The organism is Klebsiella sp. JN_Kp126 (assembly GCF_033843325.1).
GTDB classification, from domain to species: domain Bacteria; phylum Pseudomonadota; class Gammaproteobacteria; order Enterobacterales; family Enterobacteriaceae; genus Klebsiella; species Klebsiella michiganensis.
In genome coordinates, this window is record NZ_JAWXQV010000090.1 from 1 (window position 1) to 24,722 (window position 24,722).

The 24,722-nt window shown below is 56.5% G+C and carries 28 protein-coding genes; 9 read left to right on the plus strand and 19 right to left on the minus strand.

Translation table 11 applies throughout. From position 1 onward, the window contains the following. The first annotated feature begins 387 nt into the window (after nucleotides 1–387). The 6 genes from SIK97_RS24055 to SIK97_RS24080 all read left to right on the plus strand — a co-directional run bounded on the left by SIK97_RS24055 (nucleotide 388) and on the right by SIK97_RS24080 (nucleotide 4,947). Nucleotides 388–702 (plus strand): BON domain-containing protein, encoded by a 315-nt coding sequence (locus tag SIK97_RS24055; protein ID WP_047723038.1) that lies wholly within the window; start codon nucleotides 388–390, stop codon nucleotides 700–702. A 127-nt stretch (nucleotides 703–829) separates the two neighbouring features. Continuing rightward, nucleotides 830–1,396, plus strand: coding sequence for a fructose-1-phosphate/6-phosphogluconate phosphatase (gene yqaB, locus SIK97_RS24060; RefSeq protein WP_014226508.1), 567 nt, complete (start codon nucleotides 830–832; stop codon nucleotides 1,394–1,396). Continuing rightward, on the plus strand, nucleotides 1,393–1,821 hold the full coding sequence (locus SIK97_RS24065) for a YqaA family protein (protein ID WP_025107289.1): 429 nt from the start codon (nucleotides 1,393–1,395) through the stop codon (nucleotides 1,819–1,821). The genes yqaB and SIK97_RS24065 overlap by 4 nt, the downstream gene beginning before the upstream one ends. Nucleotides 1,822–1,887: 66 nt before the next feature. Continuing rightward, nucleotides 1,888–3,444, plus strand: coding sequence for a glutamate--cysteine ligase (gene gshA, locus SIK97_RS24070; RefSeq protein ID WP_057173699.1), 1,557 nt, complete (start codon nucleotides 1,888–1,890; stop codon nucleotides 3,442–3,444). 165 nt (nucleotides 3,445–3,609) lie between these two features. Beyond that, complete coding sequence (gene luxS / locus SIK97_RS24075) at nucleotides 3,610–4,125, plus strand: S-ribosylhomocysteine lyase (RefSeq protein WP_004104795.1); 516 nt, start codon at nucleotides 3,610–3,612, stop codon at nucleotides 4,123–4,125. Nucleotides 4,126–4,179: 54 nt separating this feature from the next. Continuing rightward, nucleotides 4,180–4,947 carry an AraC family transcriptional regulator gene (locus SIK97_RS24080; protein ID WP_048260169.1) on the plus strand — a complete coding sequence of 256 codons (768 nt, stop codon included), beginning with the start codon at nucleotides 4,180–4,182 and terminating at the stop codon, nucleotides 4,945–4,947. Here SIK97_RS24080 and leuA read toward each other — a convergent pair. From leuA to SIK97_RS24150, 14 genes are all read right to left on the minus strand, one after another. Beyond that, a complete protein-coding gene (gene leuA, locus SIK97_RS24085) occupies nucleotides 4,926–6,602 on the minus strand; it encodes a 2-isopropylmalate synthase (RefSeq protein WP_057173701.1) in 1,677 nt (558 codons plus the stop codon). The genes SIK97_RS24080 and leuA overlap by 22 nt on opposite strands. Before the next feature lie 144 nt (nucleotides 6,603–6,746). Further along, nucleotides 6,747–8,285, minus strand: a complete 1,539-nt coding sequence (emrB, locus tag SIK97_RS24090; protein WP_004123984.1) for a multidrug efflux MFS transporter permease subunit EmrB — start codon at nucleotides 8,283–8,285, stop codon at nucleotides 6,747–6,749. A 15-nt stretch (nucleotides 8,286–8,300) separates the two neighbouring features. Next, nucleotides 8,301–9,473 (minus strand): multidrug efflux MFS transporter periplasmic adaptor subunit EmrA, encoded by a 1,173-nt coding sequence (gene emrA, locus SIK97_RS24095; RefSeq protein WP_049082122.1) that lies wholly within the window; start codon nucleotides 9,471–9,473, stop codon nucleotides 8,301–8,303. A gap of 132 nt (nucleotides 9,474–9,605) precedes the next feature. Then, complete coding sequence (mprA, locus tag SIK97_RS24100) at nucleotides 9,606–10,136, minus strand: transcriptional repressor MprA (protein WP_004104785.1); 531 nt, start codon at nucleotides 10,134–10,136, stop codon at nucleotides 9,606–9,608. 91 nt (nucleotides 10,137–10,227) lie between these two features. Continuing rightward, on the minus strand, nucleotides 10,228–10,563 hold the full coding sequence (gene ygaH, locus SIK97_RS24105) for an L-valine transporter subunit YgaH (protein WP_014226502.1): 336 nt from the start codon (nucleotides 10,561–10,563) through the stop codon (nucleotides 10,228–10,230). Further along, nucleotides 10,553–11,299 (minus strand): AzlC family ABC transporter permease, encoded by a 747-nt coding sequence (locus SIK97_RS24110; protein ID WP_014226501.1) that lies wholly within the window; start codon nucleotides 11,297–11,299, stop codon nucleotides 10,553–10,555. The genes ygaH and SIK97_RS24110 overlap by 11 nt, the downstream gene beginning before the upstream one ends. 277 nt (nucleotides 11,300–11,576) lie before the next feature. Next, nucleotides 11,577–12,572 carry a glycine betaine/L-proline ABC transporter substrate-binding protein ProX gene (proX, locus tag SIK97_RS24115; protein ID WP_014226500.1) on the minus strand — a complete coding sequence of 332 codons (996 nt, stop codon included), beginning with the start codon at nucleotides 12,570–12,572 and terminating at the stop codon, nucleotides 11,577–11,579. 62 nt (nucleotides 12,573–12,634) lie between these two features. Next, entirely contained in the window at nucleotides 12,635–13,699 is a 1,065-nt protein-coding gene (gene proW / locus SIK97_RS24120; RefSeq protein WP_004853456.1) for a glycine betaine/L-proline ABC transporter permease ProW, read from the minus strand. Continuing rightward, nucleotides 13,692–14,894: a glycine betaine/L-proline ABC transporter ATP-binding protein ProV gene (proV, locus tag SIK97_RS24125; protein WP_014226499.1), complete on the minus strand. Its 1,203-nt coding sequence runs from the start codon at nucleotides 14,892–14,894 to the stop codon at nucleotides 13,692–13,694. Before proV ends, proW begins: the two co-directional genes overlap by 8 nt. 345 nt (nucleotides 14,895–15,239) lie before the next feature. Beyond that, nucleotides 15,240–16,202 carry a class 1b ribonucleoside-diphosphate reductase subunit beta gene (nrdF, locus tag SIK97_RS24130; RefSeq protein ID WP_014226498.1) on the minus strand — a complete coding sequence of 321 codons (963 nt, stop codon included), beginning with the start codon at nucleotides 16,200–16,202 and terminating at the stop codon, nucleotides 15,240–15,242. Nucleotides 16,203–16,212: 10 nt separating this feature from the next. Further along, complete coding sequence (gene nrdE, locus SIK97_RS24135) at nucleotides 16,213–18,357, minus strand: class 1b ribonucleoside-diphosphate reductase subunit alpha (RefSeq protein ID WP_057173703.1); 2,145 nt, start codon at nucleotides 18,355–18,357, stop codon at nucleotides 16,213–16,215. Then, the gene (gene nrdI / locus SIK97_RS24140; RefSeq protein WP_004104769.1) at nucleotides 18,330–18,740 is read right to left on the minus strand and encodes a class Ib ribonucleoside-diphosphate reductase assembly flavoprotein NrdI; all 411 of its coding nucleotides are present in this window, start codon (nucleotides 18,738–18,740) and stop codon (nucleotides 18,330–18,332) included. The genes nrdE and nrdI overlap by 28 nt, the downstream gene beginning before the upstream one ends. Then, complete coding sequence (gene nrdH / locus SIK97_RS24145; protein ID WP_004853449.1) at nucleotides 18,737–18,982, minus strand: glutaredoxin-like protein NrdH; 246 nt, start codon at nucleotides 18,980–18,982, stop codon at nucleotides 18,737–18,739. Before nrdH ends, nrdI begins: the two co-directional genes overlap by 4 nt. 183 nt (nucleotides 18,983–19,165) lie before the next feature. Continuing rightward, entirely contained in the window at nucleotides 19,166–19,597 is a 432-nt protein-coding gene (locus SIK97_RS24150) for a carboxymuconolactone decarboxylase family protein (protein ID WP_004853446.1), read from the minus strand. 87 nt (nucleotides 19,598–19,684) lie between these two features. On the opposite strand from SIK97_RS24150, the gene SIK97_RS24155 reads away from it, so the two are divergent. Further along, a complete protein-coding gene (locus tag SIK97_RS24155; RefSeq protein ID WP_057173705.1) occupies nucleotides 19,685–21,043 on the plus strand; it encodes a PLP-dependent aminotransferase family protein in 1,359 nt (452 codons plus the stop codon). A 63-nt stretch (nucleotides 21,044–21,106) separates the two neighbouring features. Here SIK97_RS24155 and SIK97_RS24160 read toward each other — a convergent pair whose 3' ends face one another. Next, on the minus strand, nucleotides 21,107–21,433 hold the full coding sequence (locus SIK97_RS24160; RefSeq protein WP_004123945.1) for a DUF883 family protein: 327 nt from the start codon (nucleotides 21,431–21,433) through the stop codon (nucleotides 21,107–21,109). A 149-nt stretch (nucleotides 21,434–21,582) separates the two neighbouring features. Between SIK97_RS24160 and SIK97_RS24165 the strand changes: the two genes are divergently transcribed. Continuing rightward, on the plus strand, nucleotides 21,583–21,933 hold the full coding sequence (locus tag SIK97_RS24165; protein WP_004123942.1) for a DUF2002 family protein: 351 nt from the start codon (nucleotides 21,583–21,585) through the stop codon (nucleotides 21,931–21,933). Nucleotides 21,934–21,974: 41 nt separating this feature from the next. Here SIK97_RS24165 and alaE read toward each other — a convergent pair whose 3' ends face one another. Then, complete coding sequence (gene alaE / locus SIK97_RS24170; RefSeq protein WP_014839290.1) at nucleotides 21,975–22,424, minus strand: L-alanine exporter AlaE; 450 nt, start codon at nucleotides 22,422–22,424, stop codon at nucleotides 21,975–21,977. A 705-nt stretch (nucleotides 22,425–23,129) separates the two neighbouring features. Here alaE and stpA point away from each other — a divergent pair. Continuing rightward, nucleotides 23,130–23,531: a DNA-binding protein StpA gene (gene stpA, locus SIK97_RS24175; RefSeq protein ID WP_042945891.1), complete on the plus strand. Its 402-nt coding sequence runs from the start codon at nucleotides 23,130–23,132 to the stop codon at nucleotides 23,529–23,531. A 46-nt stretch (nucleotides 23,532–23,577) separates the two neighbouring features. On the opposite strand, the gene SIK97_RS24180 is transcribed toward stpA, so the two are convergent. From SIK97_RS24180 to SIK97_RS24190, 3 genes are all read right to left on the minus strand, one after another. After that, on the minus strand, nucleotides 23,578–23,757 hold the full coding sequence (locus SIK97_RS24180) for a hypothetical protein (RefSeq protein WP_042945889.1): 180 nt from the start codon (nucleotides 23,755–23,757) through the stop codon (nucleotides 23,578–23,580). Nucleotides 23,758–23,847: 90 nt separating this feature from the next. Continuing rightward, nucleotides 23,848–24,369, minus strand: a complete 522-nt coding sequence (locus SIK97_RS24185; RefSeq protein WP_014226492.1) for a rhodanese family protein — start codon at nucleotides 24,367–24,369, stop codon at nucleotides 23,848–23,850. A gap of 9 nt (nucleotides 24,370–24,378) precedes the next feature. Continuing rightward, entirely contained in the window at nucleotides 24,379–24,678 is a 300-nt protein-coding gene (locus SIK97_RS24190) for an ArsR/SmtB family transcription factor (protein WP_014226491.1), read from the minus strand. Nucleotides 24,679–24,722: the final 44 nt, after the last annotated feature.

Genomic DNA, 24,722 nt, shown 5'->3' on the forward strand with positions numbered 1-24,722 from the left:
AGTACTCGGCTACGAACCGAGCGGTCGGAGGTTCGAATCCTCCCGGATGCACCATCTTCTCCGAGATAGCAGCTACGCTGTTGTTTCATGGTCTGCGAGATAATCGCCAGCGCCAGGGAGGATAACGTTGCTTCAGCAACGGCCCGAAGGGCGAACCCAGTGAGTCATCCTCCCGGATGCACCATCTTCTCCGAGATAGCAGCTACGCTGTTGTTTCACGGTCTGCGAGATAATCGCCAGCCACTCTCCTTGCCTCAAAACCCCTTAAGCGCAATCATTCACCTTATTCTTCAGCACTTTTTTCATTGGCAACTCCCTCTTTCCACTATAATTTATTCCTGTATATCGATCTGATTTTGGGTGAGATAAGTGCAAGGAGAGAAATCCATGAAATGGTTCAAAGCAATATCTGCGTTTTGCGCGACGCTTCTGGTCGCCGTATCGCTGGCGGGCTGCGCAGGTTCGTCCACAAAGGAAAGTACTGGTGGGTACATTGACGATACCGTCGTGACCACCAAAGTCAAAACCGCGCTCTTCAATGATAAAGAGATTAAGTCTTCGGAAATTAGCGTCCAGACCTTTAAAGGTCGTGTACAGCTGAGCGGCTTTGTCTCATCCGCCGAAAGCGCTAAACGTGCGGTAGAAGTGACGCGAACAGTGCAGGGCGTTCGCGTGGTGGAGAACGATTTAAGAATCAAATAAACGCATCAGATTGCATCTGTATCGACAAGGGTGCCTTCGAGCGCCCTTGTCGCATCTGCCGCTGGCAGCGACAAACCTGACCTTTTGCGTTACAGTAAGACCTCCTTAACCGGTTGGTGAGAAGACGATGTACGAACGTTATGCAGGACTGATTTTTGATATGGATGGCACGATCCTCGATACCGAGCCGACGCATCGTAAGGCATGGAACGAGGTTCTCGGACGTTACGGTATGCGTTTTGATATGCAGGCTATGGTCGCGCTTAACGGCTCTCCAACCTGGCGGATTGCTCAGGCCATTATCGAATTAAACCAGGCTGATTTAGATCCTCACCTTCTGGCGCGGGAAAAGACGGACGCGGTGAAAGCGATGCTGCTTGATAGCGTCCGTCCTCTGCCGCTGATTGAAGTGGTTAAAGAGTGGCACGGTCGTCGTCCGATGTCAGTCGGTACCGGCAGCGAGAGCGCCGTTGCTGAAGCGCTGCTGGCCCATCTGGGCCTGCGTCACTACTTCTCGGCGGTGGTTGCCGCCGATCATGTCGCCAACCATAAACCCGCTCCTGATACTTTCTTACTCTGCGCTGAGCGCATGGGCGTTGCGGCGGAAAAATGCGTGGTCTTTGAAGATGCGGACTTCGGTCTGCAGGCGGCGAAGCGCGCCGGAATGGATGCCGTGGACGTGCGATTGTTGTGAGCGACGCGCTGTCGCTGATATCGCTGTTTGCCAGCAGCTTTTTAAGCGCCACGCTGCTTCCCGGTAACTCGGAAGTGGTGTTGATCGCCATGCTTCTGGCGGGAGTGAGTCAGCCGTGGTTACTGGTTTTAATAGCAATAATCGGTAATAGCCTTGGAGGGGTAACTAACGTTATTCTGGGGCGCCTGTTTCCGCTGCGCAAGACATCGCGCTGGCAGGAGAAGGCGACCGGCTGGCTGAGGCGTTACGGCGCGGTCACGCTATTATTAAGCTGGGCGCCTGTTATAGGCGATTTGCTGTGTTTACTGGCGGGATGGATGCGCATTTCCTGGGGACCAGTGCTCTTTTTTTTATGCCTTGGCAAAGCATTACGCTATATCGTCATTGCGGCGATAACGCTTCAGGGCATGACGTGGTGGCACTAATTGGACTGACGGTTCAACCATTACAATTATGCTAATTCAAACGATTTCGACAGGCGGGAGGTCAAATTGATCCCGGACGTATCACAGGCGCTGGCCTGGCTGGAAAAAAATCCGCAGGCGCTGCAGGGTATTCAACGTGGTCTTGAACGCGAAACGCTGCGCGTCAACGCTGACGGCACGCTGGCCACTACCGGTCATCCGCAGGCACTGGGTTCAGCGCTGACTCATAAATGGATTACCACCGATTTTGCCGAAGCTTTGCTGGAATTTATTACGCCGGTTGATGGCGATATCCAGCATATGCTCACCCTCATGCGCGATGTTCATCGCTATACCGCACGCCATATTGGCGACGAGCGGATGTGGCCGCTGAGCATGCCTTGCTATATCGCGCCCGGCCAGGATATTGAACTGGCGCAGTACGGTACCTCTAATATCGGCCGCCTGAAAACGCTGTATCGCGAAGGGCTGAAAAATCGCTACGGCGCGCTGATGCAAACCATCTCCGGCGTGCACTATAACTTCTCGCTGCCGATGGCTTTCTGGCAGGCTAAGTGCGGCGTTGAGGATGCTGAAAGCGGTAAAGAGGCGATTTCAGCGGGCTATTTCCGCTCCATTCGCAACTATTACCGTTTTGGTTGGGTGATTCCATACCTGTTCGGCGCCTCTCCGGCGATCTGCTCATCGTTCCTGCAGGGCAAACCGACGGCGCTGCCGTTTGAGAAAGCCGGCAACGGCATGTACTACCTGCCGTATGCGACCTCGTTGCGTCTGAGCGATCTGGGCTATACCAATAAATCGCAAAGCAATCTCGGAATTACGTTTAACGATCTCTACGAGTATGTGGCAGGATTGAAGCGGGCGATTAAAACGCCTTCCGAAGAGTATGAAAATATCGGGCTGGAGAAAGACGGTAAGCGTCTGCAAATCAACAGCAACGTGCTGCAGATCGAAAACGAGCTGTACGCGCCGATTCGCCCGAAACGCGTGACCCGCAGCGGCGAAACGCCTTCCGACGCGCTGCTGCGCGGCGGTATTGAGTACATTGAAGTTCGCTCCCTGGATATCAATCCGTTCTCACCGATTGGCGTTGATGAGCAGCAGGTGCGTTTCCTCGATCTGTTTATGGTCTGGTGCGTGCTGGCCGATGCGCCGGAGATGAGCAGCGACGAGCTGCTGTGCACGCGCACCAACTGGAATCGGGTGATTCTGGAAGGCCGTAAGCCGGGCCTGACGCTGGGTATTGGCTGCGAAACCGCTCAGTTCCCGCTGGCTCAGGTCGGCAAAGATCTGTTCCGCGATTTACGCCGCGTGGCGCAAACGCTGGATAGCATCCACGGATGCCAGGCCTATCAGCAGGTCTGCGATGAGCTGGTCGCCTGCTTCGATAACCCGGAATTAACCTTCTCGGCGCGCATTCTGCGTTCTATGCTTGAAGAGGGGATTGGCGGTACCGGCAGAGAGCTGGCCGATCGGTATCGGACGATGCTGCGCGAAGAGCCGCTGGAAATTTTAAGCGAAGCGGATTTTGTCGCCGAGCGTGAAGCATCGGTACAGCGTCAGAAGAAGGTGGAGGCGGCGGATAGCGAGCCGTTTGAAGCGCTGCTGACACGGCACGCGTAGTTTTACGAGCCGTAAAAAAGAAAACGGCCACATCACTGTGGCCAAACTTTCATCTCTGATTCAGGGATGATGATGATAATAAATGCGCGTCTTTCATATACTCAGACTCGCGGCCTCAAAAAGAGTTCATTTTATTTTAAAAAAAATCACTATCGGAGGTGAAGAATGCCGTTGTTAGATAGTTTCACAGTCGACCATACCCGAATGGAAGCGCCTGCGGTGCGTGTCGCGAAGAAAATGAACACGCCTCACGGCGATGAAATCACCGTTTTCGATCTGCGATTCTGCGTGCCAAACCAGGAAGTGATGCCGGAAAGAGGCATTCACACCCTTGAGCACCTGTTTGCCGGCTTCATGCGCGATCACCTGAACGGCAATGGTGTGGAAATTATCGACATCTCTCCGATGGGCTGCCGCACCGGGTTCTATATGAGCCTGATCGGTACGCCGGACGAGCAGCGCGTCGCGGATGCCTGGAAAGCGGCGATGGCCGACGTGCTGAAGGTGAAAGATCAGAATCAGATCCCGGAGCTGAACGTTTATCAGTGCGGAACCTACACCATGCACTCGCTGGAGGAAGCTCAGGAAATCGCTCGCCATATTATTGAGCGCGATGTCCGCGTCAACAGCAACGATGAGCTGGCGCTGCCGAAAGAAAAACTGCAAGAACTGCACATCTAGTGCTTCTGCCACGGCCCGGCGAACCGCGTCGGGCCGCTACTCCCTGACGCCGCGATGTCGACGACTTTAACCTTCAATTTTCAACACCGTTCGCTGGTGCCTTTTGCCCATGATTACGCCCATGGCGATAGCGAACCCTGGCATCAGCACGATTGCGCCCAGCTGCTGCATATCCTCAGCGGCGTGGTGCGGGTGGAAACCGCGCAGGGTTATTGGATTGTGCCGCCGGGGCGTGGCGTCTGGCTGCCCGCCGGTACGCCGCATACCCTACGGGTGACCGGCGTCGCGGCCGCGCGAACCCTGTTTATCGATCCCCTTGCCCGGGCCGATCTCCCCTCATCCTGCCAGATAGTCCAGGTGACTCCGCTGCTGCGTGAACTGATCGTCGCGTCGCTGACGCTGGCGGAATCCTACGCGCCGGGCAGCCGCGATGAACGCATTTACGAACTGATCCTCGATGAAATTCGCGGCATGGCGGTGCTGCCGTTTGGCCTGCCGGAGCCGCAAAGCGAAGCGCTGCGCCGTTTATGCCAGAAGGTAAGAGAAGCGCCCGGCGAACCCTGGAGCAGCGCCGAGGCGGCGAAGGAGAGCAGCATGAGCGAGCGCACGCTGAATCGTCATTTTCAGCAGCAGACCTCGCTCACCTGGAGCGAGTGGGTGCGCCGGGCGAAGCTGATGGAAGCGCTGGTTCGCCTGGCACAGGGGCATTCGGTACTGCGGGTGGCGCTGGATCTCGGCTACGGTAGCCATAGCGCTTTTAGCGCCATGTTTCGTCGGGTGATAGGCGTGGCCCCCAGCGACTACTTCCGCTCGCCGGCGTAATGGCCTGCGCTCATCGCATTGCACAACGCCTGCAGCGAGGCGCGCGCCACGTCGCTATCAATTCCTACCCCCCAGCGGCTGTCGCCATTCGGGAATACGCAGCGAATATAGGCCACTGAACGGCTGTCGCTACGTTCACCGAGGGTATGCTCATGATAATCTTTAATCACGATGTGTTGCTTTAACAGGCCGCTCAGCCCGCTGGCGGCGGCGGACAGCAGGCCGTTGCCGCGGCTCAGCAGTCGTCGCGTTTCACCGGCGATGCGCAGGGTCGCCTGCAGAGAAAGCTGGCCGTCCTGCTGGCTATCGCTTTGGTAATCCAGCAGCGCAAGCGGCGGCTGGGGCAGAAGTCCGTAGCGGGCGCGAAACAGCTGCCACAGCGCGTTCTGGGTCATCTCTTTACCATGCGTATCGGTTTCGTGCTGAACGTGCAGGCTAAAATCCTGCTGCAGCGCGCGCGGCAGCTTCAGGCCATGATTCTGCTCAATCAGCCACGCGCTGCCGCTTTTGCCGGACTGGCTGTTGACGCGGATCACCGCTTCGTAGCTACAGCCGATATCCTGCGGGTCGATGGGCAGATAGGGCATTTCCCAGCAATCGCCGGGCCGGCGGGCATCGAACCCTTTTTTGATCGCATCCTGATGCGAGCCGGAAAAGGCGGTATAGGCGAGGCTTCCCGCCCACGGGTGGCGCGGATGAACCGGGATCTGGTTGCAGCTTTCGACAATTTCGACCACCCGGTTCATTTCGGAGAAGCTGAGCCGGGGATCGACGCCCTGGCTGTAGAGATTCATCGCCAGCGTCACCAGGCAGACGTTACCGGTGCGTTCGCCGTTGCCGAACAGGCAGCCTTCGACGCGGTCGGCGCCGGCCATCACCGCCAGCTCCGCGCTGGCGACGCCGGTTCCCCGGTCGTTATGCGGATGGACGCTGATGCACACATCGGCGCGGCGCGAGAAGTGACGACAAAAATACTCAATTTGATCGGCATAAACGTTAGGCGTGCTCACTTCTACCGTCGCGGGCAGATTGATAATCATCGGCCGTTCGGCGCAGGGCTGCCAGATTTCCGCCACCGCTTCGCAAATCTCCAGCGCGAATTCCGGCTCGGTGAAGCAGAAGGTTTCCGGGGAATACTCGTATTGCCAGCGGGTCTGCGGCTGCTGTTCGCACTGCTGGCGGATAAGCCGGGTGGCGCGGGTCGCCAGCTCGACCACCTGCGCTTTGTTCATTCCAAAAACCAGCTCGCGGAACAGCGGAGCGGTGGCGTTATAGAGGTGAACGGTGGCGCGGTGGGCATCGCGTAGCGATTCGAAGGTCCTGAGGATTAAATCTTCCCGCGCCTGGGTCAGCACCTGAATCGTCACATTCTGCGGGATACGCCGTTCTTCAATCAGTTGACGCACAAAGTTGAAATCGGTTTGCGAAGCCGAGGGAAATGCCACCTCGATCTCTTTAAATCCGCACTCCAGCAGCAAGTCCCAGAACTGCAGCTTGCGCGCGCTGTCCATCGGCTCGGCCAGCGCCTGGTTGCCGTCGCGCAGGTCGGTGGAGAGCCAGCGGGGGGCGCGGGCTATTTTTTGCTCCGGCCAGCGGCGGTCGGGCAGGGCAATCGGCGGATAGGGACGGTATTTTTCACCGGGTTGAGTCAGCATGATTTTCTCCTTCTTAGCGGATCTTCATCGTGCACGACAGAACGAAAAGGCATCTCCAGCGAACTGGACATCAACTAGCGTAAACCGGACAACCTGCGTTTTGGGCAATAAAAAAGGGATCCGCAGATCCCTTCAGGTCAAACCTTAGTGCGCGCCGCCGCCGCCGCCCCCGGCGCTAAACGGCGGCCTGGCAAACCACACCAGCCCGAGCAGTAGGATAAATATCGCCGCCGAGAACCAGAAAATTTCGTTGGCGGAGATAATCAGCCCCTGGTTGGTTATCTGCTGCGCTATCCAGCCGGACGCCTGCTGTTGCGTCATCCCTAATCCCTGCAGCTGATCGTACATCTGCTGGGCGTTGGGATTATACGGCGTCACCGATTCGGTAAGTTGAGCATGGTGCAGCGCCTCGCGGTTCGTCCACATGGTGGTGGTAATCGAGGTGCCGATGGAGCCCGCCAGGGTACGCGTGAAGTTCGACAGGCTCGATGCCGCCGCCAGCCGTTCCGGCGGCAGGCCGGACAGCGTGATGGTCGTCAGCGGCATAAAGAAGCAGGCCACCGCGAAGCCCTGGATAAACTGTGGCCACGCCGAGGCGCCGAAGTCCATACCCGGTTCGAAGGTCCACGCGCGCCAGTAGAAACAGACCGCGTACATAATAAAGCTGAAGGTGACCAGCCGACGCATATCCAGCTTATGCGCGAAGCGGCCGATAATCGGCGACAGGATAACCGGGATCACCCCGACCGGCGCCGAGGCCAGGCCGGCCCAGGTGGCGGTATAGCCGTATACCTCCTGCAGTAGCTGCGGCAACAGCACGATAGCGCCGAAGTAGAGCATATAGGCGAGGCTGATACACAGGCAGCCGATGGTGAAGTTTCGCGACTTAAAGAGCGACAGGTCGACTATCGGGTTGTCGTCGGTTAGCTCCCAGACGATCAGGAAGCTTATCGCCACCACTGCGACAATGGTCAGGATGATGATCTCGTTTGAGGCGAACCAGTCCAGCTCTTTACCCCGGTCGAGCATCACCTGCAGGCTACCGATACCAATAATCAGCAGCGCCAGGCCAACGCCGTCAATCCGCCGCTGCTCGGTGCGGGTTTCGCGGTTGCGCAGGGTCTGTAGCGTCATGACCACCACGGCGATGCCAATCGGCACGTTGATAAAGAAGATCCAGCCCCAGTGGTAGTTGTCGCTGATATAGCCGCCGAGGATGGGGCCGCAAATCGGCGCGACGATCACCGTCATTGACCACAGCGCCAGGGCGATAGAGCGCTTGGCGGGCGGATAGTTGCTGAGCAGCAGACTTTGCGACAGCGGGATCAGCGGACCGGCGACGATCCCCTGAATCACGCGGAAGAAAATCAGCATCGTCAGGCTGTTTGACATGCCGCAGGCCCAGGAGGCGATGGCGAACGCCACCGTCGACCAGAGGAACAGCTTCACTTCACCTACGCGTTTTGCCAGCCAGCCGGTAATCGGAATGGAGATAGCGTTCGCCACCCCAAACGAGGTGATAACCCAGGTCCCCTGGCTCAACGATGAGCCAAGGTTACCGGCGATGGTGGGGATGGCCACGTTGGCGATGGTGGAGTCCAGCACCTGCATAAAGGTCGCGAGCGACAGCGCAATGGTCATAATGACCAGCTGCGCGCCTTCCAGCGGTTTTTGCTGTTGCATTACGCTCACCCCGAATTATCCGGCGTTGGCCTGGATGATGTCGTTTATCAGCTTATTGACCGGCTCAAGGCCGATTTCGCGGGCATTACTTTCGTAAACCGGAGAGCTGCGCACCTGGCTTGCCAGCATCTCGCCGCCGCGGTCGGTGGTGTTCACCTCAACCAGGGTCGAAAGGCCGATGCGCAGCGGGTGCTCTGCCAGCTGTTTTTCATCGAGCTCAATACGTACCGGCAGGCGCTGAACCACTTTGATCCAGTTGCCGGTGGCGTTCTGCGCGGGCAGCAGCGAGAAGGCGCTACCGGTGCCCATATCGAGGCCGACCACTTTACCGGTGTATTTCACATCGTCACCGTAAATATCGCTGATCACGGTAGCCGGCTGACCGATACGCATGTGCGCCAGCTGGGTTTCTTTAAAGTTGGCGTCAATCCACAGGTTGGTCGCCGGCACGACGGCCATCAGCGGGGTGGTACTGCTGATTTGTGCGCCGGGCTGTACGGAGCGACGCGAAACGTAGCCGCTAATCGGGCTGACGATTTTCGTCCGCTGCAGGGCCAGCCAGGCGTTACGCACTTCGGTGGCCGCTTGTAGTACCGCAGGCTGCTGTTCCAGCTTCGTGCCCAGAACGATCGCCTGATTGGCGTTGTATTGCTGAATCGCCACGTCCAGTTCGGCCTGCGCGCTGGCAACCGTGTCGCGCGCGTGCTGCAGCTCTTCGCGGCCAATCAGGTTGGCGGCCCCCAGCGGAATACGACGGTTAAGGTCGGTCTGCGCCTGGGAAAGCGCGGTTTTTTTCACGTCGATGCTGGCCTGCAGCTGCTTGCTGTTGATCATCTGCTGGCGCGTTTGACGTACGCTGGCGGCCAGCTGGGTTTGCGCTTTTTCAAACGCCTGCTGGGCATCGGTCTGGTCGAGGGTGACCAGCGGATCGCCTTTTTGCACGTAGTCGGTGTTGTCGGCCCAGACTTTCGTCACGCTGCCGGACACCTGCGCCATAATTTGTACCTGATTCCCTGCCACGTACGCGTCGTCGGTCTCTTCGAAGTGACGCAGTACCAAAAACCAATAAATCCCGTATGCCACGGCAACAATAATAAAGAGCAAGGTCAGCAGCAGGAGGGCGCCTTTACGTTTCCCTTTTTTGTTGCCCGGTTGCTGCGGGGTTTGGCTCTCCGCATTTGCGCTCATGTTATTCTCCACGATCTTATTATTTCACATCGGCTGAGCCGACCTGTTTATCAGAAAGGCCAGCAGAAGATCTGCTGGCCTGTCCGTTTTCCTTGTCAATCCAGAAAAATTGTTGAGCGGTTGGTTCCGCGCTTAGCGCAGAGACTCCGCAAGCACGCCATCCTCTTCCATTTGGTCAAGGCGACCAAGCAGCTTACGGGTGATGTGCTCGAGCTGATCTTTTTCGCTGGTGCTTAAAGAAGACCAGAGTTGATGCAGGCAGTTGTGCTGCGGGGGTAACACTTCGCGCAGGAACTGATGCCCCTTTTCGGTAAGCTGTAAATGCAGGCAGCGACGATCGTTATCGCTTTCGCGGCGCTCAATCCAGCCGCGTTTTTCCAGCTCGTCGGCAATGCGCGTGGCGTTGGTACGCGAAGAGCCCAGCGCGCAGCTCAGCTCGGAAGGCTGAATGCTGTGGTTTTCCTGAGACTCGAGCGTGATCAGCGCCATAAACAATGTCTCGTTAATCCCTTGCGCTTTCAGCATCTTGTTGCGGTTTTCCAGCAATTTTCCCTGCATATGCATGCAAAGACGGGTGAGCAGAATCTCCTGAAAAGGAAAGTCTTCGTGACGGCTGGCGCGGAACTTGAGCATTTGCTCAATGGGAGTAAACGAACTATCCATTTTGGTTATGACCTCATTAATTACAGTCGATATAATAACTATTGTGACAAATAAATCAAATGAATTATTGACAGAAATTGATACTTTAAGCTTATAGCCATGTGCCGATTTTCCAGACAACACCGTAGGTTAGGGCGCTTAATAGTGTAGGCAAAATAATGCTGCGCGTTTTCCAGAAAGCCAGGCCCAGCACGGCGAAGCCAGCCAGCGTGGGCAGCAGGCGGCGGGCATCGTGGAGAATTTCCGGTACGCTGGAGACCACCAGCAGCGCGCAAATAGAGGCGATGCCGATGGTGTCCAGCAGCACGCTGACCGGCCCGCGACGCGTCGGACGCGCGTTCCCGGCGCGCAGGCGCAGCGGCAGATAGCGGAACAGATAATTTACGCAGCCGACCACGAGGCCGATAATTAAAACATCACTGTTCATCGGGCATCCCCTCAATGCTGGCCTGCACCAGCGCGGTCAGACAGCCGCAGACGATCCCGGCAAGGATGGCGGCGGGAATGGAAAACAGGATGATCCCCCCCAGCGCCCCTGCCAGCGCGGCGGTTACGCTAAGCGACTGCTTGCGCTGGAAAGAAGCCAGCAAAAAGCTCATAAACAGCGCGGGAAGCATAAAGCCCAGCGCCGCTTCCACCGCCGGAAAGTCGGTCAGCAGGCCGCTGCCCGAATAAGCGCCGATCAGCGTACCGAAGACCCATGACGCCCAGGACATCAAAGCGATACCGATCATCCAGTTTTCGCTCCAGCGTCGATTGTCGCGTACCAGTTTAGCAGTGGCGGCGGCAAAGACCTCATCGGTCAGGCCGAATGCCCATACCGCGGTTTTTTTCTTGCTCAGCGCGCGCTGGATGCGGCTGCGCAGGGAAGGGCCGTAGAGAACGTGGCGAACGTCCATCGCCATGACGGTGAGCGCGGCGACCCACAGCGAGCTTCCCGCCGCCAGCATCGCGGTGATCACGAACTGGCTGGCGCCCGCGTAAATAATGCAGGAGAAGAACAGACTTTCCAGCGGAGTGAAGCCGAGCTTAGTGGCGTTGAGGCCGAAGGCGAAGGCCACGGGGATATAGCTGATGACGATCGGCAGGCTGTCTTTCAGGCCTTCAGCCAGCGTGGCCGCGTCAGCGGGAGGAGAGTGCGTCAATGCGTCAGGATTTTCCATAGGAATTGCTTATTGATAACTCACGTGAAAATCACATGATTAAACAGGTGGATTTACCTTAGCAGAGAGCGGTGCGGCTTAACAGTAACGAAAACGTTGATGGCTAAAGTTATGCAGTTTATTTGCATATCAATCCATCATTTAGAACAGGAGATGTCGTGTTGTGCAGGATGCGGTCTTCCCCGGGGCGGCGCAAAGCGCCTTGCCCGGGCTACGGCTTTTGTAGCCCGGGCAGATGCGTAGCATCGCCTCCGGGAATTGGCTATAAAGTGGGAGACTATTTCTGCGCGGCCAGCGCTTCGTTCACCCAGCCGTCAAACTGCTGCTGGTGGGCTTTGATCCAGCCGTCGACGTGGCCTTGGATATCTGCTTCTGAACCATGTCCCTCGTGCATCATGGCATTCTCGGCGTTGATGTCGGCAATCGGCAGCTTCATGATGCTAAACAGCTTCGCCGCCGCCGGGTTTTTCTCGGCCCAGGCCTTATTGGCGACGATATGCATGGTGCTGACCGGGAAGCCGTAGTTGGCGCCATTAGAGAGCTTCGTGTCGATGTTTTTTTGCACACCCGGCAGGGAGGAGAATGGCACCTGCAGCCAGACGACGTCTTTACCCGGCTTCAGCACATCGCTGACCCAGTAAGGCGTCCAGGTGTAGTAGATGACCGGCTTGCCCTCTTTATAACGGGCAATGGTGTCGGCCATCATGGCGGCATAGTTACCCTGATTGTGGGTGACGGTATTATTCAGGCCATAGGCATCAAGCTGATGGTTGATCACCGCTTCACAGCCCCAGCCCGGGGTGCAGCCGGTCAGGTCGGCTTTGCCGTCGCCGTTGGTGTCAAACAGTTTGGCGATTTTCGGGTCTTTTAACTGATCGATAGATTTAATGTGGTACTGCTCGGCCGTTTTCTTATCAATCAGATAGCCCTGCGCCGCGCCGTTCACAAACACGCCTTCGCGATAGAACTTTTTATCCCCGCCGGCGGCAGCGTACATATCGTCGTGCAGGGGCTGCCAGTTGACGGCGGTAAAAGTGGCGTCGCCGGAGGCGAGCGAAGTATAGCCAACGTTGTAATCCACTTCGCTCGGCTTATCGACGGTATAACCGAGTTTCTCCAGCGCGCGGCTGACCAGCAGGGTCTGGAAGGTCTCTTCCGAAATGGTGCTCTGAATCGGCTTAACGGTAATGCCTTTGCCAGGCAGATCCGCCGCGAAGGCGGTGGTGGAAATGAGGGCGGTTAACGCTGTGGCAAGGATCGCTGTATGTCGCATCGTTGTTCCTTTTACTTATCAGAAGGGAAGTCTATCCCCCCGGCTGTCGGGGGGATGGACTCTTATTTACAGAAAGGGCGAGTTATCAGCCCCAGTGGGCCGGTTGCATACCAGCGGCGGTTGCCGCGGCTGCGCGAGTCCCGTCCTACGGCCTGAGTCAGACGGTCAAGAATAATGGCGAGGATAACAATCCCGACGCCGCCAACGGTGGCCAGGCCCATATCAAGGCGACCGATGCCGCGCAGTACCATCTGGCCGAGACCGCCAACGGCAATCATTGAGGCGATGACCACCATCGACAGGGCCAGCATCAGCGTCTGGTTGACCCCGGCCATAATCGTCGGCATGGCCAGCGGTAGCTGAACCTTAAACAACAGCTGACGCGGGCTGGCGCCGAAGGAGCGCGACGCTTCAATCAGATCCGCCGGCACCTGGTTAATCCCCAGAATGGTCAGACGAACAATCGGCGGCAGGGCGAAGATAATGGTGACCACCACGCCCGGAACGTTGCCGATACCGAACAGCATCACAATGGGCACCAGATAGACAAACGCCGGCGTGGTCTGCATCGCGTCGAGCAGCGGACGGATAATTTTCGCCGCCCGCGGGCTCCGCGCTAGCCATATCCCAAGCGGCAGGCCGATCAGCATACAAAACAGCAGCGCGGTCAGCACCAGCGCCAGGGTCACCATCGCCTGCGACCAGGCGCCGATAGCGCCGATAGCGATCAGCGAAATCAGCGTCGCCGCGCCCATGCCGACGCTGGAAATCTGCCAGGCAATCAGCGAGAAAATAATAATCGCCACTGGCGCCGGCATACCCAGCAGCAGCTGCTGGAAGGCGCTCAGGATGTAATCCACCGGTACGCGTATTCCCTGGAATACCGGACGAAAATGCATCACGACCCAGTCGATGCCGTGCGTGACCCAGCTGTCGAGCGGGATCAGCGTTTTATGGAACGGGTCCATAATATTGAAGTGTTCCGGCTGCGGCGCGGGCGCGCTGCTCAGCCAGTCGGCACCGCCGCCATCGGTCGGCGCCGGCGTAGAGGTGCCCCAGGCATCGGCGGATTGCGCTGCGCTATCCGCCGCCGGTGCGGTGTCCCACGGGTTAGATTGATCAGCCATTGTTTGCCCCCTCGCGATCTAAAGCCTGCAGCAGCATCCGTTTGGAAATGATGCCGATGTACTGGTGCCCCTCGTCGACAACCGGTACCGCGCACGGTGCATGGCCGACGTGAGAGAGCAGCTCGCTGAGCGGCGTTTGCGCATCCACCGCCTGCGGTGAGTCAATTAACGCCGCATCAATTCCCTGACCTTCGCTTAGCGCGGCTTTCAGGGAATCAATGGAGACAATGCCAACAAACTTATTCCCGCGTTCAATGACGTAGCCATATTCGCGGTCTTCATCCTGCAGCAATTTCAGCGCGGAACGCGGGCCAAAGCCGGGCGTTTTGCGAATCAGCCCCACCGGGCTACGGCGGGCAATATCTTTGGCGCTGAACACCTGGCTAATATCGACGCCGCGGAAGAAGGTTCGGACATAATCATTGGCCGGATTATTGAGTATTTCATCCGGCGTGCCGACCTGAACCACTTCACCATTTTGCATAATGGCAATCCGATCGCCAATACGCATGGCTTCATCAAGATCGTGGGAAATAAAGACCACGGTACGCTGATGTCTGGCCTGTAATTTAGTGAGCTCATCCTGCATCTCGGTACGAATTAACGGGTCGAGCGCGGAGAAGGCTTCATCCATTAACAGAATATCGGGATTAATCGCCAGCGCGCGGGCGAGACCAACGCGCTGGCGCATGCCGCCGGAGAGTTCGTCCGGGTATGCATGAGCATAGTTTTCCAGGCCGACCTGGCGCAGCGCCTCCAGCGCTTTCTCCTGGCGTTCCTGAGTCGGCACGCCGGCCAGCTCCATGCCGAAAGCGGCGTTGTCGAGCACGGTCATATGCGGCATAAGCGCAAAGGATTGAAAAACCATCGCAATTTTTTTTCTGCGCACCTCGCGGAGCTCGGCGTCAGAGATTTTAGCGATATCGACGCCGTCGATCAGGACCTGGCCACGGGTGGGTTCAATCAGGCGATTGAGAAGGCGAACCATGGTAGATTTCCCCGATCCGGAGAGCCCCATGATGACGAATATCTCGCCTTCTTCAATGGTCAGACTGGCGTTCTTTACGCCAAGCGATAACCCCGTCTTTTCCAGTATTTGTTCTTTCGATAGTCCTTTATCGATATATTTGAAAGCCCGCTGCGGGTGCTCGCCAAATATCTTATAGAGATTCTTGATTTCTAATTTAATTGCCATGCAATAGAGTGTTTCCTGTTATTTATTAATATCGATACGGTACCCGGTGATGATAATTGCTTTTTTACACCCTAACATACTGAGAATCTGTGACAACCCTTTATGTGGCGTTGCCAGGGAAATGCGCAAGGGAGAATTCCGGTGCATCCCCCGTGATATAAGGGCTGAGCGCGAATGACTTGTGGTCGATATTTTTTAGTTATGTTGCGTTAATTCAGGCGAAAATCGAGGGCATGCTGTTGAATATGACACGGTGATGACCGAAAGATATTGAGTGAGGCGAAAACAAATAATGTGAAATAAATCACCAGGAAATATGCTGATATATTCCTGGTGAAAGTAAGGCTAAAAGTCCCAATCGCCGTCGACGGTTTCTTCCGCTTTTCCCATCACATACGATGAACCTGAACCGGAAAAGAAGTCGTGGTTTTCGTCGGCATTCGGCGAAAGCGCGGCGAGGATCGCCGGATTGACGGCGGCCATTTCCGCCGGGAACAGCGCCTCGTAGCCGAGGTTCATCAGCGCCTTATTGGCGTTGTAGCAGAGAAAGGCGTTGACCTCCTCAATCCAGCCGCTATCGGCGTACAGTTCGCGGGTGTAGGCCAGTTCGTTATCATACAGATCCATCAACAGGTCGAGGGCGAAGTTTTTCATCTCCTCGCGCTTCTCGGCGCTGACTATTTCCAGCCCTTTCTGGAATTTGTAGCCAATGTAATAACCGTGTACCGCTTCATCGCGGATGATCAGGCGAATCAGATCGGCGGTGTTGGTCATCTTCCCCCGGCTGGAGAAGTACATCGGCAGCCAGAAGCCGGAGTAGAAGAGGAACGATTCGAGAAAGACGCTGGCGATTTTTTTCTTCAGCGGTTCATCTGCCTGATAGTACTCCAGCATCAGCTGCGCTTTGCGCTGCAGCGGCGCGTTTTGTTCGCTCCAGGCATAGGCGGCATCGACGTCTTTGGTCTGGCAGAGCGTCGAGAAAATGGAGCTGTAGGAGCGGGCGTGCACCGCCTCCATAAAGCTGACGTTCGACAGCACCGCTTCCTCATGCGGGGTGAGGGCGTCGGCCATCAGCGCCGGGGCGCCAACGGTATTCTGGATGGTATCGAGCAGCGTCAGGCCGGTGAAGACGCGAATCGTTAGCTGCTGTTCCGCCGGGGTGAGCGTTTGCCAGGCGGGGATATCGTTAGACAGCGGCACCTTCTCCGGCAGCCAGAAGTTGCTGGTCAGCCGATTCCAGACCTCCAGATCCTTATCATCTTCAATTTTGTTCCAGTTGATGGCGCTGATGCGCGATAAATGGGTCATCCTGTTCTCCTTACAGCGCGCAGGACACGCAGCCTTCGATTTCGGTACCTTCCAGCGCCAGCTGGCGCAGACGGATGTAATAGAGCGTTTTGATGCCTTTCTTCCACGCGTAGATTTGCGCTTTATTGATATCGCGCGTGGTGGCGGTATCGGGGAAGAATAGGGTCAGCGACAGCCCCTGATCGACATGGCGCGTCGCCTCGGCGTAGGTGTCGATGATCTTCTGCGGGCCGATTTCGTAAGCGTCCTGATACAGCGCCAGGTTGTCGTTGGTCATAAACGGCGCCGGATAGTAAACGCGCCCGGTTTTCCCCTCCTTGCGGATCTCTATCTTCGACACGATCGGATGGATGCTGGAGGTCGCGTGGTTGATGTACGAAATAGAGCCCGTCGGCGGCACCGCCTGCAGGTTGCGGTTATAAATGCCGTAGCGCATCACGTCATCGCGCAGCTGCCGCCACATATCGCGGTCGGGCAGGACAATACCGGCACGGGCAAACAGCGCGCGGACTTTCGCCGTTTTCGGCTGCCAGTCGCCTTCCAGGTAGGGGCGGAAATAATCACCGCTGGCGTACCGCGACTGCTCGAATCCGGCAAAACGCGTGCCTTTTTCCCGCGCTATCAGCATCGAGGTACGCAGCGCGTGCCAGGTGATGGTATAGAAATAGAAATTGGTGAAATCCAGCCCCGCTTCGCTGCCGTAGGCAATACCTTCGCGCGCCAGATAGCCGTGCAGATTCATCTGCCCAAGGCCGATGGCGTGCGAGGCGGCATTGCCCGCCGCGACCGACGGTACCGAACGGATATCGCTCATTTCGGACACCGCGGTCAGACCGCGCACCGCGACCTCAACCGTGCGGGCGAAATCAGGAGAGTCCATAGTATGGGCGATATTCAGCGAGCCGAGGTTGCAGGAGATATCCTGGCCGATGCTGGCGTAATCCAGGTTTTCGTCAAAGGTAGAAGGCGCGTTAACCTGCAGGATCTCCGAGCACAGGTTGCTCATATTGATGCGCCCGGCAATCGGGTTCGCGCGATTAACCGTGTCTTCAAACATGATGTACGGATAGCCGGATTCAAACTGAATTTCCGCCAACCGCTGGAACAGATCGCGGGCGCGGATCCAGCGCTTGCTGACCCGCGCGTCGGCCACCAGTTGTGCATACATTTCGCTTACCGCGATATCGCCGAACGGTTTACCGTACAGGCGCTCGACGTCGTAGGGCGAGAACAGCGCCATCTGCGCATCTTCTTTCGCTAGCTGAAAGGTGATATCCGGAATCACCACCCCGAGCGAGAGCGTTTTAATGCGGATTTTTTCATCGGCGTTCTCGCGTTTGGTATCAAGGAAACGCAGGATATCGGGATGATGGGCGTGCAGATAGACCGCGCCGGCCCCCTGGCGCGCGCCGAGCTGGTTGGCGTAGGAGAAGGCGTCTTCCAGCATTTTCATCACCGGCACCACGCCGGAGGACTGATTCTCGATACGCTTGATTGGCGCCCCGGCTTCGCGAAGATTGGAGAGCAGAAACGCCACGCCGCCGCCGCGCTTGGATAGCTGCAGCGCCGAGTTCACCGCCCGGCCAATGGATTCCATATTGTCTTCGATGCGCAGCAGAAAGCAGGAGACCAGCTCGCCGCGCTGCTGTTTACCCGCGTTGAGGAACGTCGGCGTGGCGGGCTGAAAACGTCCGGAGAGGATCTCATCGGTTAGCTGCCGGGCCAGCGCCTCGTTACCCTGCGCCAGGGCCAGGGCCACCATGCAGGTGCGGTCGGCAAAGTCTTCAAGGTAGCGCTTACCATCGAAGGTTTTCAGCGCGTAGCTGGTATAGAACTTCCATGCGCCGAGAAACGTCTGGAAGCGAAAACCGTAGCCCTGAGCGTACGCGAACAGCGCAAGAATAAACGAGCGATCGTAGCGGGCCAGCACCCTGGCGTCGTAATAGCCTTCGGCGACCAGCCACGTCAGCTTGTCGTCCTGGCTGGTAAAGGGCACGGTATTCGGCTCAACGTGGTTGGCCATAAACGCCGCTACCGCCTGATGGTCTTTGTCAAACGGGATGCGGCCGTTGCTGTCGTAGAGATTCAGCATCGCGTTGAGGGCGTGGAAATCCGGCGCCTCGGTGGTTATACGTTCTGCGGTTGTCGTTGCCAAAATTCGCTTACTCCTTTACGCACGTTGTCGACATCTTGCGGGGTGCCCATCAGCTCAAAGCGATAGAGATACGGTACGCCGCATTTCTGCTTGATGACGTCGCCTGCCCGGCCGTAGGCCTCGCCAAAATTACGATTGCCCGCGGCGATGACGCCGCGAATGAGCTGGCGGTTATGCGGATCGTTGAGGAAACGGATCGCCTGCCGGGGGACCGCGCCCGCCGTGCCGCCGCCGCCATAGCTGGGGACGATAAGAATGTAGGGTTCGTCTACCTGGATGCGCTCGCGTTCGTTAAGCGGTATACGCACGGCGGGCAGCCCCAGACGCTGGACGAACCGGTGCGTATTTTCGGAACTGCTGGAGAAGTAGACGATCAGGCTCATACGCTGGCCGCTGACGCTGTCGGGCGCAGGCGATTGATCATATCGGGACGGAAGCCGGACCAGCGGGTCTCTCCGGCAATCACCACCGGCAGCTGACGGAAACCCTGCTCGCGCAGCATATCAACGGCTTCAGGGTGGTGGTCGATGTTGATCATGTCGAATTCAAACCCGCGGGTTTCCATGGCCCGTTTAGTGGCATGGCATTGCACGCAGTCGTTTTTAGTGTAAATAGTAATGCGCATGATTCGTATTTCCATTTAAGATAACAGTACGACGTAAAAATTGACGTCGCGTGCTATGGGTTATCGTTGAAGGAAATACTAGATGTAGTTATTTAAAAGTTCAACAACTCAATATATATGGTTTTTGTAAAGGTTAGCCCCCGCGGGAGGATCCGGCGGGGGGCGGGATTTCTTGCCGTGAAATTACAGGCGCATACTCACCGCCAGACGATTAAAGGCGTTCATCAGGCTGATGGCGAAGGTCAGATCGCTGATCTGGCGGGCGCTGAAATGGTCCAGCAGCGGCTGATAAACGGCGTCTTCCGCATGACTTTCGGCGATATGGGTCACCGATTCCGCCCACGCCAGCGCCGCGCGTTCCGCATCGCTGAAATGGGCGCTCACCCGCCAGCCTGCCAGCGCGTCCAGCTTGTTTTGCGCGACGCCGGATTTACGCAGGGCTTTGCTGTGCATCTCCAGGCAGAAGGCGCAGCCGTTGATTTGCGATACCCGCAAATACACCAGCTCGATCAGCGCGCCATCCAGCTCGCTTTTTTCCAGCGCAATTTTGGCCTGAACCAGGGCGTTATAGACTTCCGGGCTCAGTTCATTGTACGGCTGACGTAGTGTGTTCATTTTACTCTCCTCATTAAGACGCGAGGAAAATAGCACTATAATGGACTGCATAAGATAGCCATATTACGATGAAAAAAGCAGACCATGATGGACGGTAAAAAAATTCCGCACTACCAGCGCATTGCCCGACAGCTTAAGCAGGCGATTGAGCGCGGTGAGCTGGCTCCGGGCAGCAGGCTGCCTGCAAGTCGGGTCTATGCTCAGGAGCTTGGCGTGTCGCGGGCGACGATTGAGAACGCCTGGGGAGATCTGGTGGCGCAGGGATGGCTGGAGCGGCGCGGACAGGCGGGGACCTTTGTCAGCGATCGGCTGCTGCCGCAGCAAAACGCGCCCGTTCAGCCCGTCGAGGGCGATGAACCCGCGGCGCCGCTGCCGTTTCAACTGGGGCTGCCCGCGCTGGATCTGTTTCCACGCGGCCTGTGGGCGCGCGTGATGGGTCGGCGTCTGCGTACACAAACGCGTTTTGACCTCGCGCCAGGCGATCCCAGCGGTGAACCGACGCTTCGCCGGGCGATCGTCGATTATTTGCGTCTGTCGCGCAGTATTGAGTGTCGGTCTGAGCAGGTCTTGATCACCGGTTGCTACGCGGCCTCGATGCGCCTTATTTTGCGCACGCTGGCGCGGCCTGGCCAGCAAATGTGGATGGAAGATCCGGGGTTTCCGCTGATCCGGCCGGTAGTGAACGACGAGGGGGTGGCGATCAATCCCGTTCCGGTCGACGACGACGGGATGGATATTCCCTGGGCGCAGCGGCATTACCCGAGTGCCCATTTCGCGCTGCTGACCCCGGCTCATCAAAGCCCGCTCGGCGTGGCGCTATCGCTGGCCAGGCGCAGACAGCTCCTGCTATGGGCGGCGCAGAATAACGCGTGGATTATCGAAGATGATTACGATAGCGAATTCCGCTATCACGGTAAGCCGCTGCCGCCGCTGAAAAGCCTCGACGCCCCGCAGCGGGTCATCTATGCCGGGGCGTTCAGCAAGTCTTTGTTCCCGGCATTACGCGCGGCCTGGCTGGTGGTGCCTGAGCCGCTGGTGGCGCCGTTTCGTGAACAGGCCGCGCTGATGTGCTGTAGCGTGCCGACGCTGTGGCAGCAGACGCTGGCGGATTTTATTCGCGAAGGCCACTTCTGGCGGCATCTGAAGAAAATGCGCGCCAGCTATGCCCAGCGCCGACTGTGGCTTGAGTCGGCGCTGCGGGCGCAGGGATTCACCGTCGTGCCTCAGGCGGGCGGGATCCAGATGGTGGTCAGGGTTGTCGGAGACGATCGGCCTCTGGCGCAGCGCGCCAGACGGGCCGGTCTGGCCGTACAGGCGCTGAGCGACTGGCGGATGGAGACTCGGGGAGAAGGGGGGCTGATAATGAGCTTCACCAACCTGACGTCGGCAGAAATGGCGAATCAGGCTGTGCGTAAGCTTTATGTCGCGCTTTACCCGCAGAGATAACAAAAACCCCTGCAGTGCAGGGGTAGACGCGTATTTGTTATCTTCATGGGTCTGGCTGTTTTATTATCGACGTAAATTCAGCAATACGCCAATAAATACCCCAACGGCAGCTGCGGCGCCGACGCTTTGCCACGGTTTATCGCGCACGTAGCTGTCTGCGCAGCCCATGGCATCGCACGCCGCCTGCTGAACGCGGTTATTGCCGTTAAGCCGCGCGCGGGTCTCTTTCAGCAGCGCCTGCGCTTTTTTACGCGCGGCCTCCGCTTCGTCCTTGGCGTCGCTGCCCCATGATTTCAGCACCTCTTCCAGCGTATCCGCTAATTGGCTGACATCATTATGGATATCTTCAGCGCTCTCTTCTACGTTGTTGCGGTTTGCTCGGTTGGCCATTGGTTTCTCCCTTTATTCCATTGAGTCTATAAGTGTAGGACAAGATTTTGAATTATGCTGTAAATAGCCCTTTATGGAATATTCCGAAAGCGTTGCCTTTAATGAATAAGGTAAGGTTAACGTGCGGTAAAAGATAATGAGGAATGAGTATGTATTTAAGACCCGATGAGGTGGCGCGTGTTCTTGAAAAAGCCGGCTTCACCATGGATGTTGTGACGCAAAAAGCGTACGGCTATCGCCGTGGCGATAATTATGTTTATGTGAACCGTGAAGCTCGTATGGGGCGTACCGCGTTAATTATTCATCCGGCTTTAAAAGAGCGCAGCACAACGCTTGCGGAGCCCGCGTCGGATATCAAAACCTGCGATCACTACGAGCAGTTCCCGCTCTATTTAGCGGGCGATGCTCAGCAGCATTATGGTATTCCACACGGGTTCAGTTCGCGCATGGCGCTTGAGCGTTTTCTGAGTGGCCTGTTTGGCGAAACGCAGTATAGCTGACAAAAAGCGGCTGGCTGAACCAGTCGCTTTTTTGTATCAACTCAGGCTTTGGCCTGCTGATAGGGGCTGACGCGAAACAGGCGGCGGCAGTAGTCGAGGAAATAGCCGTACGCTGCGCCCATCATCATCGATACCACGATGTTGGAACTTACCGCCGCGGCGATCTGATGCCAGTCGGCGCCGACAACCAGCAGAATCGCCACGTATACCGGCGACTGGAACGTCACATAGGCCACCACATCCGCAATATTCTTCATCCAGCCGGACGGGCTAATGCGGCGCGCCTGGCGCATCGCGAAATCGCGATAAAAACCGTAAGGCACGGCAATAATAATGTTCACCGGAATCGCCACCAGTCTCGAAGATAACGACTGCTGGAAAGTCATTCCGGAGAGAAAAATTTCGATCATCATGTTCACAACGGTGCAGTACACCACCATCGCAAAGGTGTCTGCTACCGCATGACGCAAGCGGGACTGCGCAGAGAACATTGGTATGCTCCTCGAAAATGAAGTCGATAATGCCAAAAGATTCGCGGTTATTCAGCGTTTTTGGGTGCCTGTTTTGATGTGCGTAGATTATATCTCTACATTAAAAGAGGCAACTAGCTATAAATTTTTATTTAAAGGCTTTTGGTCGATAAAATACTCTGCGTCAGGCTATTTTTTGTTCGTTACGCTACTTTTGTTCTCTTTACTGATTTTTTTATTGTTTTTCAATTGGTTGTAAAATAAATACGTCATATAGATGAGAGCCAATCCGGGTTGTAAGGGGGGATTTCGCGACAGAATCGCGTAGCGGTGTGAGTTGTGTCACTTTTGGCGTTTTTTACACGTATAAAAGAGGAATGGCAGCATTATATGCTGATTTGTCTGCTGGGTGGACATTCGGATTTTTTGCATGACTATTCTATAAACGCCCGTAGCGCCCTGCGAGGCGCAACCGTAAATATACGGATAACCTGCTGAGCATACAGGTAATAAGATAAAGACGTTGCCTGGCGAATAGTATTATTTGCAAAAGAATTTATTCAGTGTTGATAATTTCGCTTTTATCGATTTGTTTGCCTTATTAATTGCTAAACATTTCCGGTGCTATATCAGGAATTAGTGAAAGGCTGGAAATACATTATCATATCAATTAAACTAGCGCCGTAATCTTTGTTTCATTTGCTATTTGGGAATTTTTTGAATTATATGTCATTACTATTAGAGAAATTGAATAATATCCGTTCACTTCGCGCCATGTCCCGTGAATTCTCCATTGACGTGCTTGAAGATATGCTGGAAAAGCTAAGGACCGTCACTGAAGAAAAACGCGCTGAAGAGCAGGCGGCTCAGGCGCTGCGCGCAGAACATCAGGAAAAAATAAATACCTGGCTGGAATTAATGATGGCTGACGGCATTACCCCTGAACAATTAGCGGGCCACAACAGCGCCTCCCCGAAAGGGAGCAAAAAGCGCCAGCCGCGTCCGGCTAAATATCGTTTTACCGACCATACCGGCGCCGAGAAAACCTGGACCGGGCAGGGACGTATGCCGAAGCCGCTGGCTAAAGCGGTGGCTGAGGGAAAATCCCTCGATAGCTTCCTGATCTAATATTGAAAACGGTGGGGAGACCCACCGTTATCGTTAGCCGGCTTAATCAGCACACGCCAAAATCGCCGTCTTCTTTATAAACCGTCACATCGGCGGCCTTCAGCGTATATTTCTCACCCTGCTCGTTGCTTGCCTGAACGGCAATAATGCGATCGTCCTGGACTTCAACGACTTTAAGTTTTGGCCCACCCGCGCGCGGTTGTACCAGGTCACCGACTGAAAACATACTGCTTCTCCTGTGTGCTGATGAATCTTTTCGCTGACATAACCATAGCTCAGCAAAAGCGTTACCAACAGTCTCTCAAAGAGGTAGAGGCTAGCGACGGTTCCAGGGCATCAAAGCCAAAAGACGCGCCATACCGCAAAACCCGGTAATACCGGCAAAGGTTAAGCCGGCGCCGACGAAGGCGCTAAGCAGAAAAAAGCCGCTGCTGAAAGCGTAACCTAAAGCGACGCCAAGCAAAATCAGGGCGCCGGCGACGATCTGTACCTGACGCATAAGCGGCAGCGGCTGTGATTTATCCTCTTTCACCGGCAGACCGGCCGCTTTCCACGCCTGAATTCCGCCAGCCAGCAGCTTTACCTGCGCCGGTGCGGCGGCCTGCGCCAGACGGGCCGCGTTATTTTGGGTGCGCGATCCCGCCTGACAGTGAAAAATAATCGTCTCTTCGGGACTGGCGTGCAGCGCTGCGCCATTCGTCAGCGTCGCCAGCGGCACGAGCTCCGCTCCGGGAATATGCTCGCGGGCGTATTCATCGGCATCGCGGATATCGATCAGCCGGCCGCCCCGGGCGACGAGCGCCTGGGCTTCGGCAGGCGAAAGAGTAGCAATAGGCATAAAGGCTCCTTAAGGACAATAGATTGACTTCAGCGCGGCGACGATTTGCTGAACCGCTGGCCGGGTAATGAAGTAGTGAATGCGCTGCGCCTGACGTTCGCAGCCGATCAGGCCTTCATCACGCATCCGCGCCAGATGCTGGGAAGTTGCGGAGGGGCTCAGCCCGGTTATCCGCGCCAGTTCGCCGGCGCTGGTGCCCGGCGCATCGCATAGCATGCACAGAATCAATAGCCTGCTGGGATGGCTCATGGCTTTCAGCAGCGCGGCGGCTTCACCGGCGCTGGCCTGTAGCTGTTCGGGTGTATTCATTTATTTTAGTCTTTTCTAAATTTAGTAAAGTCTAAAATAAAAAA

Excerpts from the sequence above, each read along its gene's own strand:
- SIK97_RS24055 (WP_047723038.1), top strand. The coding sequence starts at position 388 with ATGAAATGGTTCAAAGCAATATCTGCGTTTTGCGCGACGCTTCTGGTC.
- yqaB (WP_014226508.1), top strand. The coding sequence starts at position 830 with ATGTACGAACGTTATGCAGGACTGATTTTTGATATGGATGGCACGATC.
- luxS (WP_004104795.1), top strand. The coding sequence starts at position 3,610 with ATGCCGTTGTTAGATAGTTTCACAGTCGACCATACCCGAATGGAAGCG.
- SIK97_RS24080 (WP_048260169.1), top strand. The coding sequence starts at position 4,180 with ATGTCGACGACTTTAACCTTCAATTTTCAACACCGTTCGCTGGTGCCT.
- leuA (WP_057173701.1), bottom strand. The coding sequence starts at position 6,602 with ATGCTGACTCAACCCGGTGAAAAATACCGTCCCTATCCGCCGATTGCC.
- emrB (WP_004123984.1), bottom strand. The coding sequence starts at position 8,285 with ATGCAACAGCAAAAACCGCTGGAAGGCGCGCAGCTGGTCATTATGACC.
- emrA (WP_049082122.1), bottom strand. The coding sequence starts at position 9,473 with ATGAGCGCAAATGCGGAGAGCCAAACCCCGCAGCAACCGGGCAACAAA.
- mprA (WP_004104785.1), bottom strand. The coding sequence starts at position 10,136 with ATGGATAGTTCGTTTACTCCCATTGAGCAAATGCTCAAGTTCCGCGCC.
- ygaH (WP_014226502.1), bottom strand. The coding sequence starts at position 10,563 with ATGAACAGTGATGTTTTAATTATCGGCCTCGTGGTCGGCTGCGTAAAT.
- SIK97_RS24110 (WP_014226501.1), bottom strand. The coding sequence starts at position 11,299 with ATGGAAAATCCTGACGCATTGACGCACTCTCCTCCCGCTGACGCGGCC.
- proX (WP_014226500.1), bottom strand. The coding sequence starts at position 12,572 with ATGCGACATACAGCGATCCTTGCCACAGCGTTAACCGCCCTCATTTCC.
- proW (WP_004853456.1), bottom strand. The coding sequence starts at position 13,699 with ATGGCTGATCAATCTAACCCGTGGGACACCGCACCGGCGGCGGATAGC.
- proV (WP_014226499.1), bottom strand. The coding sequence starts at position 14,894 with ATGGCAATTAAATTAGAAATCAAGAATCTCTATAAGATATTTGGCGAG.
- nrdF (WP_014226498.1), bottom strand. The coding sequence starts at position 16,202 with ATGACCCATTTATCGCGCATCAGCGCCATCAACTGGAACAAAATTGAA.
- nrdI (WP_004104769.1), bottom strand. The coding sequence starts at position 18,740 with ATGAGCCTGATCGTCTACTTCTCCAGCAGTTCCGAAAATACGCACCGG.
- nrdH (WP_004853449.1), bottom strand. The coding sequence starts at position 18,982 with ATGCGCATTACTATTTACACTAAAAACGACTGCGTGCAATGCCATGCC.
- SIK97_RS24150 (WP_004853446.1), bottom strand. The coding sequence starts at position 19,597 with ATGAACACACTACGTCAGCCGTACAATGAACTGAGCCCGGAAGTCTAT.
- SIK97_RS24155 (WP_057173705.1), top strand. The coding sequence starts at position 19,685 with ATGGACGGTAAAAAAATTCCGCACTACCAGCGCATTGCCCGACAGCTT.
- SIK97_RS24160 (WP_004123945.1), bottom strand. The coding sequence starts at position 21,433 with ATGGCCAACCGAGCAAACCGCAACAACGTAGAAGAGAGCGCTGAAGAT.
- SIK97_RS24165 (WP_004123942.1), top strand. The coding sequence starts at position 21,583 with ATGTATTTAAGACCCGATGAGGTGGCGCGTGTTCTTGAAAAAGCCGGC.
- alaE (WP_014839290.1), bottom strand. The coding sequence starts at position 22,424 with ATGTTCTCTGCGCAGTCCCGCTTGCGTCATGCGGTAGCAGACACCTTT.
- stpA (WP_042945891.1), top strand. The coding sequence starts at position 23,130 with ATGTCATTACTATTAGAGAAATTGAATAATATCCGTTCACTTCGCGCC.
- SIK97_RS24180 (WP_042945889.1), bottom strand. The coding sequence starts at position 23,757 with ATGTTTTCAGTCGGTGACCTGGTACAACCGCGCGCGGGTGGGCCAAAA.
- SIK97_RS24185 (WP_014226492.1), bottom strand. The coding sequence starts at position 24,369 with ATGCCTATTGCTACTCTTTCGCCTGCCGAAGCCCAGGCGCTCGTCGCC.
- SIK97_RS24190 (WP_014226491.1), bottom strand. The coding sequence starts at position 24,678 with ATGAATACACCCGAACAGCTACAGGCCAGCGCCGGTGAAGCCGCCGCG.